The organism is Streptomyces sp. NPDC039424, from assembly GCF_055639495.1.
This window is the reverse complement of the sequence record NZ_JBVKAI010000017.1, coordinates 47362-62567: the sequence shown is the minus strand read 5'-3', so window position 1 is coordinate 62567 and position 15206 is coordinate 47362. Positions and strand designations below refer to the sequence as shown.

General features: G+C 72.6%; 12 protein-coding genes. 4 read left to right on the top strand and 8 right to left on the bottom strand.

Annotated elements, in window-relative coordinates; translation table 11 throughout:
- Positions 1–4 precede the first annotated feature (4 nt).
- The 3 genes from ACZ7L0_RS32710 to ACZ7L0_RS32700 all read right to left on the bottom strand — a co-directional run bounded on the left by ACZ7L0_RS32710 (position 5) and on the right by ACZ7L0_RS32700 (position 2583).
- A complete protein-coding gene (locus tag ACZ7L0_RS32710; protein WP_471246145.1) occupies positions 5–1072 on the bottom strand; it encodes an RNA ligase (ATP) in 1068 nt (355 codons plus the stop codon).
- Positions 1073–1184: 112 nt separating this feature from the next.
- Positions 1185–1895, bottom strand: coding sequence for a 3-keto-5-aminohexanoate cleavage protein (locus ACZ7L0_RS32705; RefSeq protein ID WP_471246144.1), 711 nt, complete (start codon positions 1893–1895; stop codon positions 1185–1187).
- An 85-nt stretch (positions 1896–1980) separates the two neighbouring features.
- Positions 1981–2583: a hypothetical protein gene (locus ACZ7L0_RS32700; protein ID WP_471246143.1), complete on the bottom strand. Its 603-nt coding sequence runs from the start codon at positions 2581–2583 to the stop codon at positions 1981–1983.
- 263 nt (positions 2584–2846) lie between these two features.
- On the opposite strand from ACZ7L0_RS32700, the gene ACZ7L0_RS32695 reads away from it, so the two are divergent.
- On the top strand, positions 2847–5630 hold the full coding sequence (locus ACZ7L0_RS32695) for a penicillin acylase family protein (protein WP_471246142.1): 2784 nt from the start codon (positions 2847–2849) through the stop codon (positions 5628–5630).
- Positions 5631–5654: 24 nt separating this feature from the next.
- Here ACZ7L0_RS32695 and ACZ7L0_RS32690 read toward each other — a convergent pair whose 3' ends face one another.
- Both ACZ7L0_RS32690 and ACZ7L0_RS32685 read right to left on the bottom strand, forming a co-directional pair.
- A complete protein-coding gene (locus ACZ7L0_RS32690; protein ID WP_471246141.1) occupies positions 5655–6998 on the bottom strand; it encodes a serine-threonine protein kinase in 1344 nt (447 codons plus the stop codon).
- An 81-nt stretch (positions 6999–7079) separates the two neighbouring features.
- The gene (locus tag ACZ7L0_RS32685) at positions 7080–8333 is read right to left on the bottom strand and encodes an exo-beta-N-acetylmuramidase NamZ family protein (RefSeq protein WP_471246140.1); all 1254 of its coding nucleotides are present in this window, start codon (positions 8331–8333) and stop codon (positions 7080–7082) included.
- Positions 8334–8501: 168 nt separating this feature from the next.
- Here ACZ7L0_RS32685 and ACZ7L0_RS32680 point away from each other — a divergent pair, with 168 nt between their 5' ends.
- Genes ACZ7L0_RS32680 through ACZ7L0_RS32670 form a run of 3 tightly spaced genes read left to right on the top strand, consistent with a single transcriptional unit; the run spans position 8502 to position 11570 of the window.
- Positions 8502–9287, top strand: coding sequence for an SDR family oxidoreductase (locus tag ACZ7L0_RS32680; protein ID WP_471246139.1), 786 nt, complete (start codon positions 8502–8504; stop codon positions 9285–9287).
- Positions 9284–10951: a class I adenylate-forming enzyme family protein gene (locus ACZ7L0_RS32675; protein ID WP_471246138.1), complete on the top strand. Its 1668-nt coding sequence runs from the start codon at positions 9284–9286 to the stop codon at positions 10949–10951. The genes ACZ7L0_RS32680 and ACZ7L0_RS32675 overlap by 4 nt, the downstream gene beginning before the upstream one ends.
- Before the next feature lie 25 nt (positions 10952–10976).
- Entirely contained in the window at positions 10977–11570 is a 594-nt protein-coding gene (locus ACZ7L0_RS32670; protein WP_471246137.1) for a TetR/AcrR family transcriptional regulator, read from the top strand.
- Positions 11571–11610: 40 nt separating this feature from the next.
- Here ACZ7L0_RS32670 and ACZ7L0_RS32665 read toward each other — a convergent pair whose 3' ends face one another.
- From ACZ7L0_RS32665 to ACZ7L0_RS32655, 3 genes are all read right to left on the bottom strand, one after another.
- Positions 11611–11817 (bottom strand): hypothetical protein, encoded by a 207-nt coding sequence (locus ACZ7L0_RS32665; protein ID WP_471246136.1) that lies wholly within the window; start codon positions 11815–11817, stop codon positions 11611–11613.
- Positions 11818–11828: 11 nt separating this feature from the next.
- Entirely contained in the window at positions 11829–13175 is a 1347-nt protein-coding gene (locus ACZ7L0_RS32660; protein WP_471246135.1) for a type III PLP-dependent enzyme domain-containing protein, read from the bottom strand.
- Positions 13176–13404: 229 nt separating this feature from the next.
- The gene (locus ACZ7L0_RS32655) at positions 13405–15087 is read right to left on the bottom strand and encodes a PucR family transcriptional regulator (protein ID WP_471246134.1); all 1683 of its coding nucleotides are present in this window, start codon (positions 15085–15087) and stop codon (positions 13405–13407) included.
- Positions 15088–15206: the final 119 nt, after the last annotated feature.

The window sequence follows — 15206 nt, the reverse complement described above, 5'->3', positions numbered from 1 at the left end:
TCGTTCACTCGTACTCCGTCCCGCCCTTGCGCGTCAGATAAGCCGGACTCACCGCCTTGGCGATGGCCCGCCCCCCGGTCACCGGGCTGTACCGCTCCACCGCGGGCCGGATCACGACCCCCTCCCGCAGATGCAGCTCCCGCCCGGACACCGTCTCCCGCCCGGCGGCGATCGCCAGCACCCGCTCGATGTCGTACGCCCCCTCGAACAGCCGCGGCACCAGAGGCAGCTCCCCCTCCAGCGACTCCACCGCGTCGAGCCAGCGCACCGACCCGCCGATCTCGGCCGACACGTCGAACGCCGCGTACCCGAGCGTGTCGCGCCGACCGTCGGCCCCGTACGTCAGGTCCTGGACCCCCGCGCCGTACACCTCCCCGAAGATCCCGACGCGGCGCGCCCCCAGCCGCTCAGCGAGCCGCGCGGCGGCCTCGGCGACGCCGTGTCCGCGCACCGCGCGCCAGTACAGGTTGCGCGGGTCCTCCTTCAGGGCCAGCGACTTGGCGCCGAAGCCCTTGGAGGTGACGTACACCCGGTCCTCGTCGGCGACGTAGGTCAGCAGGCACGCCGAACCGTGCAGCTTCTCGGTCAGCACCACCGGCTCGCCCGGGGTGAAGATGCCGGGGTAGCGCTGGATGTTCTCGATGTCCACCCAGGGCAGCAGCCCGGGCGCGGACTCCACCTCGCCGTTCATGGTGGGCGGCACCGGCGGCACCCACTTGGTGATGCCCAGCCGCTTGGCGAAGTCGGTGCCGTCGGCCGCGGCCCGCGCCAGGTCGACGCCGGACAGGGCCTGCGGCCGGCACACGATGCCCTGCGACAGTTCCCCGCGCAGCCGGACCGCCTTGACCCGGTTGTGGTCGCCGCCCGCCAGCCGCCCGGTCAGCCCCAGCTCCTCGATCAGCCCGGCCGGGAGGACGGACTGCTCGGGGATGTAGACGGCGGCGTCACCGGTGCGGTAGGCCCCCTTGGCGACGACGGCGCGGTACAGGCCCACCTGGGCCAGTTCGAGTGCGTCGGCGTTGGGGTGTTCATGGACGGTCAGCACTTCGGCGGTGACGCGCAGCGTCGACATCGGGGCTCCTGGGGTCGGTCTTCGCAGTCGCTCGGGACGGGTTTCATCGACCCCAACTGTCCGGACGGCAAAGGGCTGGAGCGAGCGGATTAGCGGATGCTAGGGTCCGCCGTCAGCGCTCCGGTCCCAGCGCCTCGGCCACCAACCGGGCGTTGGAAGCGGCCCGTTGGCCATCGGGCAGGAACAGCGTGTCCTCCAGGCCCACGCGGGTCGCGAGCCCCAGCCGCCCCGCCAGCCGCAGCACCGGCCACGCGCCGCCCTCCTCGCCGTGCAGCAGCACCGGGCGGCCGAACGCCCGGCCGAGCTCGCCGAGCAGCGCCCGCGCCGACGCCACAGCGGTGTCCGGGTCCGGATCCGTCACCTCGGCCAGCACCCGCAGCACCCTCGGCCCGAGCGGCGAGGCCGCGAACCGGGCCGCACCGTCCGTCCCGGACCAGATGCCCGCCTCCACGCCGACGCCCATGGCCATCAGTTGCCCGGCCATCTCCTCCGCGCCCGGCTCGTGCCAGTTGACGGAGGCGAAGTCCGGCAGCACCGACCAGCCGCGCACGCGGCCCAGCCGGACCGCGGGATCGTCAGCGGTCCAGGCGCCCGTGGTCACCCCGACCGGCACCGCCACCCGCGCCCGTATCGCCTCGACGGTCGCCGCGACCACGCGCGGGGACAGACTGTCCTGCCCGCACGGCGTTCTGGGATGGACGTGCACCTCCGTGGCCCCGGCCGCGACGGCCTCGGCCGCGGACTCGGCCATCGCCTCCGGCGACAGCGGCACACACGCACCGTCGGCGCCCCCTCGGCGCCCGTTGAGACACACCTGCACCATGCCTCGATGATGCCCGCGACCACTGACAACCGGGGCCCGCGGGTCATGGAGGGGGTGCGGCATCCCCGGCGCACCCCCGGTGAAGTCAGGCCGACACGAGCAGCCGTACACGCTTGGCGTAGGCCAGGGCCTCGGGTGTGAGTACGGGCCGGGGGACCAGGATCCCGCAATCCGCGCAGACCGGGCCGGACGACGGCTCGTGGTCCAGGTCGTATCTCCAGACGAGGCGCTCCCCGTCGCACACCGGGCAGGCCGAGCCCGGTTCGCGCTCCAGGGCGGCGATCAGCCGCCGCAGCACCTCCGCGAGGGATTCGCCGGGGTGCACACGGGGGTCGTCGCACCAGGCGACGCCGAAGCCGCCCCAGGTCAGCCGGTGCCAGTCGTCCACGCTGCCCGGTCGGCGCAGCCCGTCGTGCTTCTCCTTCTTGCGGCGCTCGGCGAACTCCACCTCATAGGCGAGCCAGACCGCCCGCGCCTCCTCCAACTCCTCCAGTGCGGCCACGAGCCGCGCCGGATCGGGGGACCGGTCCTCAGGACCGAACCCGGCCCGGGAGCACAGATGGTCCCAGGTCGCCCTGTGCCCGTAAGGAGCGAACCGCTCGAGGCACTTGCGCAGTGAATAACGCCGCAGTGCCAGATCGCACCGCGGATCGCGCACCTGTCTCGCCAGACTCCGGAAACCGGCCATCGCCCTGCACCTCCGTCACATCTGCACCTGCACTTCGGTCACTTCGGCGTCGTCGTACGGAGTCCTCGTAACGACGTCGACGAGTAGACGTATCGACACCCGATCCGGCTCCATTCGTTTTCCGATGCCCTCCCATAACGCGCCCCGGGTTGACCGCCCGAAGAAACCCGAAGGTGACTCCAAAAAGTGACGCATGTTCATCTTCAATCTCGGGGATACCGGCGGTAACGTCCCGCTCCACCCCCCGTTCACCAGGAGCTGCCATGGCCCGGCGCGTCCCACGCACCACCCTCCACAAACTGAGAACTCCTCGCAGGTTCCACGGGTTCCTGAAGTCGGCATCGATATGCGTCCTCATCGCCGGTCTTCTGACTCCGCTGACCCAGGCGACCGCCTCCGCGGCCACGGCCTCCAACGACTACTGCGGCGGCCAGTGTTCCGACATCCTGCCGCCGGGCGAGAACGGCAACGCCACCCTCGCCCAGATCCTGCTCAACCAGGCGTTCGGCACTCAGCCGAGCCACGCCGAGGACCAGCTCGGCCCCTATGCCAACCTGGCCACCGGCTACTCGACGCTCACCGACTCGACCATCAATACGTTCTTCAACGACGCTTCGTTCGGGGTCCCCTCCGACCAGGTCGCCTCCACCGAGAAACCGGCCGGCCGCAGCGACGTGACGATCGTCCGCGACAAGAAGGCCGGTGTGCCGCACATCACCGGTACCACCAGATACGGCACCGAGTTCGGCGCCGGGTATGCCGCGGCCGAGGACCGGCTGTGGCTGATGGACGTCTTCCGGCACGTCGGCCGCGGCCAGCTGACCAGCTTCGCGGGCGGCGCCCCCTCCAACCAGGGCCTCGAGCAGGAGTTCTACCGCAACGCGCCGTACACCGAGGCCGACCTTCAGGCCCAGATCGACAACGCCGTCGCGAACAACGGCGCCCGCGGCCAGCAGGCCCTCGCCGACGCCAACGCCTACCTCGCGGGCATCAACGCCTACATCGACGCCTCCGACAGCGGCCGTTACTTCCCCGGCGAGTACGTTCTGACCGGCCACAAGGACTCGATCACCAACGCCGGCACGATCGACCACTTCAAGATCACCGACCTGGTGGCGCTGGGCTCGGTGGTCGGCTCGCTGTTCGGTTCCGGCGGTGGCGGCGAGGTCAACAACGCCCTCTCCCTGCTGGCCGCCCAGGCCAAGTACGGCGTGACCGAGGGCACCAAGGTCTGGGAGTCCTTCCGCGAGCGCAACGACCCCGAGGCCGTCCTCACCGTCCACAACGGCGAGAGCTTCCCGTACGCGTCCAAGCCCGGCGACGCCCAGGGCGAGGCCCTGCCCGACGCCGGTTCGGTGACCCAGGAACCACTGGTCCACGACCGTACGGGCAGCGCGGGCACCGCCGCTGCCACCAGCGCCTCGGCCACGGCGGCGAAGACGACGCTGAGCTCCGCCAAGCGCGGCATGTCCAACGCCCTGGTGGTGAGCGGCAAGTACACCGCCGGCGGGCATCCGATCGCCGTGTTCGGCCCGCAGACCGGCTACTTCGCCCCGCAGCTGCTGATGCTCCAGGAGATCCAGGGCCCGGGCATCAGCGCCCGCGGCGCCTCCTTCGCGGGCCTGAGCATGTACGTCGAGCTCGGCCGCGGCCAGGACTACTCCTGGAGCGCGACGACCTCCGGCCAGGACATCATCGACACCTACGCCGTCGAGCTCTGCCAGGACGACTACCACTACCTGTACCACGGCACCTGCACGGCCATGGACAAGGTCGAGCAGAAGAACGCCTGGACCCCGACCGTCGCCGACGGCACCGCGGCGGGTTCCTACACGATGCGGGTGTGGCGGACGAAGTACGGGCCGGTGGAGTACCGGGCCACCGTCGGCGGCAAGAAGGTCGCCTACACCACCCTGCGCTCCTCCTATCTGCACGAGGCCGACTCGATCATCGGCTTCCAGATGCTGAACGACCCCGACTACGTCAAGGGTCCGAAGGACTTCCAGAGCGCGGCCCAGCACATCAACTACACCTTCAACTGGTTCTACGCCGACTCCCAGCACACCGCGTACTACAACAGCGGCGACAACCCGGTGCGCGCGAGCGGCGTCGACGCCGAGTTCCCGGTGTGGGGGCAGCCGGCTTACGAGTGGAAGGGCTGGGACCCGGCGACCAACACCGCCGACTACACCGCGGCCTCCACCCACCCCAACTCCGTCGACCAGGACTACTACATCTCCTGGAACAACAAGCAGGCCAAGGACTACACCACCGCCCCCTGGGGCGACGGGTCCGTGCACCGCGGCAACCTGCTCGAGGACCGGGTGAAGAAGCTGGTCGCGGCGGGCGGGGTGACCCGTGCGGCGCTGGTGAAGGCGATGGCGGACGCCGCGCTCGCCGACCTGCGGGCCGAGGACGTGCTGCCGAAGCTGCTGAAGGTCGTCAACAGCAGTCCGGTGACGGACTCCACGGCCGCGGCGGCCGTCAGCAAGCTGCAGGCCTGGGTGACGGCGGGCGCCAAGCGCACGGAGACCTCGGCGGGCTCCAAGACGTACGCCAACGCCGACGCCATCCGGATCCTCGACGCCTGGTGGCCGCTGCTGGTGAAGGCCGAGTTCCAGCCCGGCCTCGGCAGCGACCTGTACACCGCCGTGACCAACAACCTGCCCGTCGACGAGGCCCCGTCCGCCGGACACGGCCCGACCGGCTCGCATGCCGGAAGCTCCTTCCAGTACGGCTGGTGGAGCTATGTCGAAAAGGACATCCGGGCGGTGCTCGGTGAGTCGGTGCAGGGCGGCCTCGCGCAGAAGTACTGCGGCGGCGGCAGCCTCAGCTCCTGCCGGGACATCCTGATCAGCACGCTGAAGACGGCGGCCGGGATGACCGCCGCCCAGGTCTACCCCGGTGACGACCAGTGCTCGGCGGGCGACCAGTGGTGCGCCGACTCGATCGTCCAGCGCACCCTGGGCGGCATCAAGCACGGCAAGATCAGCTGGCAGAACCGGCCGACCTTCCAGCAGGTCGTGGAGTACACCTCGCACCGGTGACGCGGGGGTGGTGTGGCGGCGGGGTCAGGCGATACGCCCCGCCGCCAGCACCACCCGGGCCAGTTCCCGGTGCACGATGTCGCTGTGCGCCCCGGCAGGCGGCCCGCCGCGCCGGACCACCGCCGCCGCGTCGACGTTCACGCAGCCCGAGCCGGGCAGCGGGCCGCGCAGCGCCTCGGCCAGGGTCAGCGCCCGGGTGCCCGGCACCGCCTGTACCCCGTCGTGCCCCATCGCGCCCCACTTGGCGCCCAGCACCCGCCCGACGCCGAGGCCCGCGACCGACCGGGCGTCGCCCGCCATCCGGGAGGCCAGCGGGTAGAACGTGCCCAGGGCCGCGTCATGGCGCGAGTAGCAGGACACCAGCGGACCGTCGACGCGCCTGTGCAGGTCCCGCAACGCCCCGCCCGCGTGCGGATCATGTGGCAGCCGGGCCGCGAACGCGTAGTGCGAGAAGGCGCCTTGGAGCAGCGTCACGGACTTCACCGTGCGCATCCCCTCGGGCAGCCCGCGCAGCGCGAAGGACACCAGCCGGCCGCCGAAGCTGTGCCCCACCAGATGCACCCGCACGTCCGGGGCCGCACCGGCCAACCGCCCGAGTACGGAGCCCAGTCCACGCTCCCCGACGGTGCCCGCCCGCCGCTTCATCGCGTGGTACGCCGCGGCACGCAGCAGCTCGCGCGCCCCGTGCCAGGGATTGGGCAACGCGAACGAGGCACCCCCGGCCACACCCCCCGCCCCTTCACCCACGTCACCCGTCGACCCCAGCCCCGCCAGCGCCTCGGCGAACGCCTCGCAGATCTCTGCCGTGTTCCCGCACAGCATGTCCGGCTCGCCCGCCTCCGGTGTGTCCGGCGCGCACAGCGCCTGCGGTCCGTCCGGGGCGACCTCGACCAGCAGTCGTACCAGGCGCCCGAACTCCTCCAGGGCGGCCTCCTCGCGGGGCTGCCGGTCCAGCAGACCCGCGATCCGCTCGATCACGGTGGTCCGGTCGGGGAAGGTCCTCAGCAGCGCCTGCCGGGTGTCCTTGTCCAGGGCGGGGTGCGGCGCCGCCTCGGCCTCCATGGCCACCACGGTCTTCGGGAAGTCCGGGATCGGCTCGTCCGAGAACCGCATCGACGGCCACACCACGCCCACGTATCCGATCCGGGCCTTCGGCGCGAGCCCGGGAATCGGGGCGAAGAAGCGGCGGTAGAGGTCGGTCGCGTCCGAGCGGTCGTTGTTCCAGCCGTGCGAGAAGACGATCAGGTCGCGCACGCCCTGGCCCGTGACCTCGGCGAGCAGCCGGTCCCGTTCCGGGCCGTCCGCGTCCCCGTCCGCGTCGAAGGTCAGCTCCCAGTAGGGAGTCACACTCATCCCAGGATCCGCCATGACAGGCCCCCTCGTACCCCGAAGCGGTGCGATGTGGGCGCATCGTCCTACCGGCGCACGAGGTTGGCCATACGTCGCGGCTCACCGGTAGAGGAGGTACTCCTTCCGGATCCGCCGGAACCCCGCGAGCTCCTCCTGCCAGGCGCCGACCACCTCGTCCGTACCCGCGCCGGCGTCGATCATCGTGCGCACCCGCGCGGAGCCGGTGAGCTTGTCGATCCAGTTGTCGGACCGCCAGCCGAAGCCGCTCCAGACCTTCCTGGCGGTCACCAGGAGCCCGATCCCGGTCCGTACGGGGTCGTACGCGGCCCGGTCGTGCACATGGATCTGCACGCCCCCGACGGTCTTGCCCTGGAACTTGGAGAAGGTGGGCGCGAAGTAGGCCTCCCGGAAGCGCACGCCCGGCAGCCCCAGTCCGTTCGCCGCCGCGGCCCACCGCCCGTCGACACCGTCCGCGCCCAGCAGTTCGAAGGGGCGGGTCGTGCCACGCCCCTCCGACAGGTTCGTCCCCTCGAAAAGACACGTCCCCGCGTACACCAGCGCGGTGTCGGGCGTCGGCATGTTCGGGCTCGGCGGCACCCAGGGCAGCCCGGCGGCATCGTAGAACTGCGACCGCCGCCAGCCCGTCATCTGTACGGTCTCCAGGCTCACCGGCGGGTCCAGGAACTCCCCGTTGAACAGCCGCGCCAGTTCCGCCACCGTCATCCCGTGCGCCTGCGCGATCGGCTGCCGCCCGACGAAACTGGCGAACTCCCTGTGCAGCACCGGCCCCCCGGCCGACCGTCCGGTCACCGGGTTCGGCCGGTCCAGCACCATGAACCGCTTGCCCGCGAGCCGGGCCGCCTCCATGCAGTCGTAGAGGGTCCAGATGTACGTGTAGAAGCGCGCACCCACGTCCTGGATGTCGAAGACGACGGTGTCCACGCCGGAGGCGGTGAAGACGTCGGCCAGCGGCTGCCCGCTCTTGAGGTAGGTGTCGTACACCGGCAGCCCGGTCGCCGGATCGTCGTAGCGGCCCTCCGAGCCGCCGGCCTGCGCGGTGCCCCGGAAGCCGTGCTCCGGGCCGAAGACGGCGGTCAGGTTCACCCGGTCGTCGGCGTGCATGACGTCGACGATGTGGCGGACGTCCCGGGTCACGCCGGTCGGGTTGGTGACGATGCCGACGCGCCGGCCGTCGAGCGGTGCGTAGCCGTCCGCGGCGAGGCGCTCGAACCCGGTCCGCAGCCGGGAGCCGGTGGCGGGTGCCGTCTCCAGCGCCGCCGGCGCGGCCGACGCCGCGACCGCGGCGGCGGAGGCGGAGGCGGAAGCGAGCAGGCTCCGTCTGGACAGCTTCATGCGGTGACCTCCGTGAGCGCGGCGGGTGCCCGGTCTTTCGCACGCTAGCGCGCACACCGCCCACACGGAACGAAGCGGACCGGTCTCGTCGAGTCACCTCTTCCGCGCTCCATACCGACCGGTTAGTCTGGCCTGCAGAGCCGAGTCGTGCCGTGTCGAAGGAGACCGATGGTGGAAGCCGTGCAGGATGCGGGAGTGGTCGTCACCGGAGCGGGCGGTGGCATCGGGGCCGCGCTGGCCCGCAAGTTCGCCGCGGAAGGGGCCCGGGTCGTGGTGAACGACCTGGACGCGGGACGGGCGAAGGCGGTCGCCGAGGAGATCGGCGGGATCGCGGTACCGGGCGACGCCTCCGGGATCGTCGCCGAGGCCCGGGAGGCGCTCGGCGGCACGGTCGACGTCTACTGCGCCAACGCGGGCGTCGCCTTCGCGGGCGGGAACGTCTCCGGCAAGGGGTCCGCGCCGCTCGACGAGACGGCCTGGACGGCCTCCTGGGACGTCAACGTCATGGCGCACGTCCGCGCGGCCCACGCGCTGCTCCCGGACTGGCTGGAGCGCGGCAGCGGCCGGTTCGTCTCCACCGTGTCGGCCGCCGGCCTGCTCACCATGATCGGCGCCGCCCCCTACGCCGTCACCAAGCACGGCGCCTACGCCTTCGCCGAGTGGCTGTCGCTGACCTACCGCCACCGGGGCCTGAAGGTGCACGCCATCTGTCCGCAGGGCGTCCGCACCGACATGCTGGACGCCACCGGCACCGCCGGCGACCTGGTCCTGAAGCCCACCGCGATCGAACCGCAGGACGTCGCCGACGCCCTGTTCAAGGGCATCGAGGAGGACCGCTTCCTGATCCTGCCTCACCCCGAGGTCGCCGGGTACTACGAGGCCCGGGCCACCGACCCCGACCGCTGGCTGGCCAACATGAACCACATCCAGCGCAAGTGGGAAGAGGCCCGGTGACCGCCTCCCGTTACGCGGCCAAGCCCTGGCTGGCCCTCCTCGACGACGCCCAGCGCGCCCCGATCGACCCCGCCGACTCCCTGGTGCACGCCCTGCGCCGGGCGGTGGCCGAGACCCCGGACCGCACCTTCCTCGCCTACTTCGACGCCCGCCTGAGCTACCGCGAGGCCGACGAGCTGAGCGACTCGGTCGCCGGCCATCTCGCCGCCCGGGGCCTGCGGCGCGGCGACCGGGTGGCCGTCCTGCTGCAGAACTCCCCGCACTTCGTGCTCGCCGTGCTCGGCGCCTGGAAGGCGGGCGCGACCGTCGTCCCCGTCAACCCGATGTACAGGTCGGGCGAGGTCTCGCACGTCCTGCGGGACGCCGAGGTGACCGCGCTGGTCTGCGCCGACCGGGCCTGGGAGTCGTACCTGCGGGCCACGGCCGCCGACTCGCCCGTACGGATCGTGCTCACCGCCTGCGAGCTGGACCTCCAGACCCGCGACGACACGCGCGTACTCTCCTTCGAGCGGCTGCCCCAGGCCCCGGACGCCGACGACCTGCTGACCGTCGCCCGCCAGGGCCACCAGGCCCCCGCGGACCGCGCCCCGGCCCCGGGCGACACCGCCCTGATCAGCTACACCTCGGGCACCAGCGGCACCCCCAAGGGCGCCATCAACACGCACGGCAACATCATGTACAACGCCGAGCGGCAGCGGACCGGCCTCGGCCTGCCCGAGGCGCCCGTCTACTTCGCGCTGGCCCCGCTGTTCCACATCACCGGCATGGTCTGCGAGTTCGGCGCCTGCCTGAACAGCGCCGGCACACTCGCGCTGGCCTACCGCTTCGAGCCCGGGGTCGTCCTGGACGCCTTCGCCGAGCACCGCCCGCACTACACGGTCGGCCCGTCCACCGCCTTCATGGCGCTGACCGCCCAGCCGTCCGTCACCCGGGACCACTTCTCCTCGTTCCGGATCATCTCCTCGGGCGGCGCGCCCCTGCCGCCCGCGCTGGTGGAGAAGTTCCGGGCGGGCTTCGGGCCGTACATCCGCAACGGCTACGGCCTGACCGAGTGCACCGCGCCCTGCGCCAGCGTCCCGCCCGGCCGGGAGGCGCCCGTCGACCCGGTCTCCGGGACGCTGGCCGTCGGCGCGCCGGGCCCCGACACGGTCGTCCGGATCGTCGACGACCGGGGCGAGGAGGTGCCCTTCGGCGAGCAGGGCGAGATCGTCGTCCGCGGCCCCCAGGTCGTGCCCGGCTACTGGCGGCGGCCCGAGGCCACCGCCGAGACCTTCCCCGGCGGCGAGCTGCGCACCGGCGACATCGGGTTCATGGACGAGCAGGGCTGGCTGTACGTCGTCGACCGCAAGAAGGACATGATCAACGCGTCCGGCTTCAAGGTGTGGCCGCGCGAGGTCGAGGACGTCCTCTACACCCACCCCGGAGTGCGCGAGGCGGCCGTCGTCGGGGTTCCCGACGGATATCGTGGCGAGACCGTCAAGGCGTACATCAGCCTCCGCCCGGGCGCCGAGACGGACCCCGGCGCACTGGCCGCCTACTGCAAGGAGAGACTGGCGGCCTACAAGTACCCGCGCCAGGTGGAGATCCTGCCCGACCTGCCCAAGACGGCGAGTGGGAAGATCCTGCGTCGGGAACTGCGCTCCCGCGCGCACGACAGTCAGTAGAACTACAGAAAGGCAGGTGGCGGCAGTGCCCAGGACGACGGACGGAGACGGAACTCCCGTCCCGCAGCGGTTGCTCGCCGCCGCCACCCGGCTCTTCGCCGAGCAGGGGTACGACCGCACCTCCGTGCAGGAGATCGTCGAGGCGGCCGGCGTCACCAAGGGGGCGCTGTACCACTACTTCGGCTCCAAGGACGACCTCCTGCACGAGGTGTACTCGCGCGTGCTGCGCCTCCAGCAGGAGCGCCTCGACGCCTTCGCGAACGCCGACGAGCCGATCGAGAAGCGGCTGCGGGGAGCCGCGGCCGACGTCGTCGTCACCACCATCGACAACCTCGACGACGCGATGATCTTCTTCCGCTCCATGCACCACCTGAGCCCGGAGAAGAACAAGCAGGTGCGCGCCGAGCGCCGGCGCTACCACGAACGCTTCCGTGCGCTGGTCGAGGAGGGCCAGCAGGCCGGAGTGTTCTCCCGGGCGACCCCCGCCGACCTCGTGGTGGACTACCACTTCGGCTCCGTCCACCACCTGTCCACCTGGTACCGCCCGGACGGCCCGCTCAGCCCGCAGGAGGTCGCCGACCATCTCGCCGACCTGCTGCTGCGAGCCCTGCGCCCGTAGGACCGGTAGGACCCGTGGGACCCCGTTCCCGGCGGCCCGGCTAGTCGATGATCTCCTTGAAGAACAGCACGGCCGAGGCCGCCGCGCCGCCGCCCACGCTCACCGCGACCGGCCACGCGTTGCCGGCCAGCGCCGCCAGGACGGTGGCGCCTACGCCGACCAGGGCGGCCAGCAGGAACACGATGGCGGCGCGCTGGGTGAGGAGCGGTCCGTCCCGGTCGGGCCGCGGACGGTCGGGCTGTAACACCTCGGTGCTCCTCAGCGGTCTTCGCGGGCCGGGGCGCCCACCAACTCCCGGGAGGACCGGCCGTCCTGGTCCGGCAGGTCCCACGGGTCCTGGGCGGGACGCAGGAGCGTGAACTCGACCCGGCCGTCCCCGCGCACCCGGACGCCGTGCACGGCGGGTTCGGGCAGCGAGTTGTAGTGGAACGGCGTCGAGAAGTAGTAGGCACCGGTGTCCGGGACGACGACGATGTCGCCGGGTTCGAGCAGCGGCAGCGCACGGTCGCGGGCCAGCAGGTCACCGGCGAAGCAGGCGGGGCCCGCGACGTCCTGGCGAACGGGCCGCCCCCGCTTGGCGGCGCCGCTCCCGTGGTGCGCCTCGATCCGCAGGGGCCAGGCGCCCGGGGCGAACACGGTCCGCGTGGCGACGTGCACGCCGGCGTGGGTGACGGCGATCGGCCGGCCTCCCGCGCTCTTGGTGTACTCCACGTACGCCGCCATGAAACCGTTCTTCGCGAGGACGGAGCGGCCGAACTCGGTGACCACGCGGTAGCCGCGCTCGAAGAGAGCCGGGGCGTGCGCGTTCAGGTACTCGACGTACGTGTCGAAGGTCGGGGCGATCTCGTCGTCGGCGAAGTTGACGGGCAGTCCGCCGCCGATGTCGATGCCGACCACCCGGCGCTCGCCCAGGGCGGCGTCGACCTCCTCGGCGAACTCCACGGCCTGCGCCACCCCCCGGGCCATGAGGTCGAGCGGGCAGCCCTGTGATCCGGCATGCGTGTGGATCCAGGTCAGCCACTCGTGATCCCGGAACGCCTGCAGCAGCTGCCGCCGGACGCCCGGGTCCGCCAGCGGGACGCCGAACTTCGAGGTACTGGTGGCCGTGCTCATCGCGGCGATGGCGCCGCCGCCGACTTGCGAGTTGACCCGCACCCCGATCGCCGACACGGGAGCGCGGCCGGCGATTGCCCGCTCGATCCTCGCCAGTTCCTGGAAGTTGTCCGCGTTGACGGCCACGCCCAGGGCCAGGGCACGCTCCAGCTCCGCGCGCGTCTTGGCGGGCGAGTCGAAGACGATCCGCTCCGGCGGGAAACCGGCGGCCAGCGCCCGGGCCAGCTCGCCGGCGGTGGCGACCTCGCAGCCCATGCCGTTGCCCGCCAGCTCTTTCAGGACCGGCACCAGGCAGTTCGCCTTGGCGGCGAAGGCGTGCAGAACGGAGACCGACGGGGGAAAGGCCCGGTGCAGGCTCCCGACCGTCGCCTCCACGCCGTCCAGGTCGACGAAGGCGGCCAGCAGGGACTGCTCCGGGTCCAGCAGTCCTTGCCGCACGGCCTCCCGCAGGATGCGTTCGCGCCGCACGGCGGCAGGGGTCGTACCGGTCATGGTGTGCCCTTCGGGGTCGGGATCGCGGCGCCCGGCAACCCCCGGGCGGAATCCCAGACTGCTCGCCGCGCCCGGACGCCGTCTTCGTCGTCTCGTCAAAGAATCCGGCCCCGAAGCGGCGGCCGGGGGCGACGACCGGACGCGGCGGGCCACGCCGTTGTGCGCCGCGACGAAGCCGGAGCCGCCGGGTGGTGCGGACGGCCAAGCGACGGGCTGTCGGCCCCCGCTGTCACGGGCGTGCCGGAGGCGGTCCGGGGCGCGCCCCCTCGCCACCGTTCAGCAGGCGCAGTTGCAGCTGTGCCAGCAGGCGTGCGTCCGCGCTGTCGAGGTCGAGCTCCGAGACCTGCGTGATCCGGCGCAACCGGTAGCGCAGGCTGTTGGGGTGCACGCCGAGCGTGCGGGAGGCGGCGGCCACGTCACCGAAGTGGTCGAGGTAGGCCCGCAGGGTCTGCACGAGGCAGCTTCCGCCGTGCTCGGCGTCGAACGCGGCCAGCCGCGCCACCGAGGTCCCCGGCGGCAGCACCACCTCGCGCAGCGCCTCGGCGACCTGCATGATGCCGACCGTGTCCGCGACCTCCTCGGCCCGCGCCACGGTGCGCGCTCCCGCGGCCCGCGTGAGCGCCTTGAGCGCCAGCTCGGCCGACCGGCGGGACTCGGCCGCCCGGGCGAGCCCCGGGGCCACGTCGCCCAGCCCCACGCGCACCTGTGTGCCGGTCGTGGCCGACAGCTGTCTCGCCAGCGACTCTCCCAGCCGCGCCACCTGGCCGTCGGCCTGCGACGGGTCGTGGTCCAGCGCGCTCACCAGCACCAGGATCCGGCCGCCCGCCGGCACGACCACGGTGCGGTGCCCGAACGCCGCGCAGTGCAGGGTGAGCAGCGCGTACAGCCTCGACGGGTCGTCGTCGCCGGGGGCGCCGGATCCCGCGCCCAACGCCAGGACGGCGCACGGCTCCTGGGCCGGCAGCGAGGCGCGTTCCGCCAGCACCTCGGGGGAGCCGCGGCCCTCCAGCAGCGCCCGCGCCGCGTCCTCCACCAGCCGGTCGTCCGCACCGCGCGTACGGACGTGGAGCAGATGGGCGGCGGCCGTACGGGTCGCCGCGCGCAGGGCCTCGGAGGCACCGGGGGACAGGGGACGCCCCGCGACCGCGGCAACCCAGATGGAGCCCAGCACCTCGCCACCCGCCCGGACGGCGCCGACCAGACGCTCCGGGTCCTCCCCCTGGGCCCGCCGGTACAGCACGTCGTCCGTGCCCCACAGCGCGCGGAAGAACCCGGCCTCGCGCATGGCGGCCACACGCCACGGGGGCACACGCCGGCCGAGGATGGTCAGCCGGCGCAGCTCGTCCACGTTCTCCTCGGTCGAGGAGTAGGCCAGGACCCGGGAGTCCGTGTCCTCGATGGTCACCGCGCCCCCGACCAGCGCGGCCACCGCGTCGGCCAGTCCGTTGAGATCGCCCAGGGACAGGCCGCGGGTGGCGGGCACCGGCGGGGCGCCGGCCGAGGCCAGCCCCGCCCGCACCACGCCGACCAGCTGGGCCCAGGTGCACCAGGCGGTGCGGGAGAGCACCGCGGTACCGCTCTCCTCGGCGACCGCCCGCAGTGCCTCGGCCGCCCGCTCGGACCGCCCCGGGCCGAACACCACGCCCGTCGCACCCGCGCCACCCGCCCGGCGCAGCAGGTCCACCGCGTGGGCCGATCCCGGGTCGACGCCGACCGCGAGCAGTAACTCCCGCGGCCGGATCTCGGGGTCCAGCACGTCCAGTACGGTGACCCCGGCGACGGCCACCGCGAGACCGCCGGGAGCCGTGTCCAGCTCCAGGGCTCCCGGGCCCACCACGGACAGCAGCCGTTCCAGGGTCACCCGCGACTGCGCCGCGGTGTCCCATTCCGGCGATTCCCGCAGGTCCGTCACCGTTCCTCCATTCCCCGCACGCGCCGCGCGCCACCGGCCGGTCGTGAAAGACGTACGACACCACAGACGGGGCGCGCACTCAACGGCGCACGAAGGCACGGGGAAGCGGGGGGGGGGGG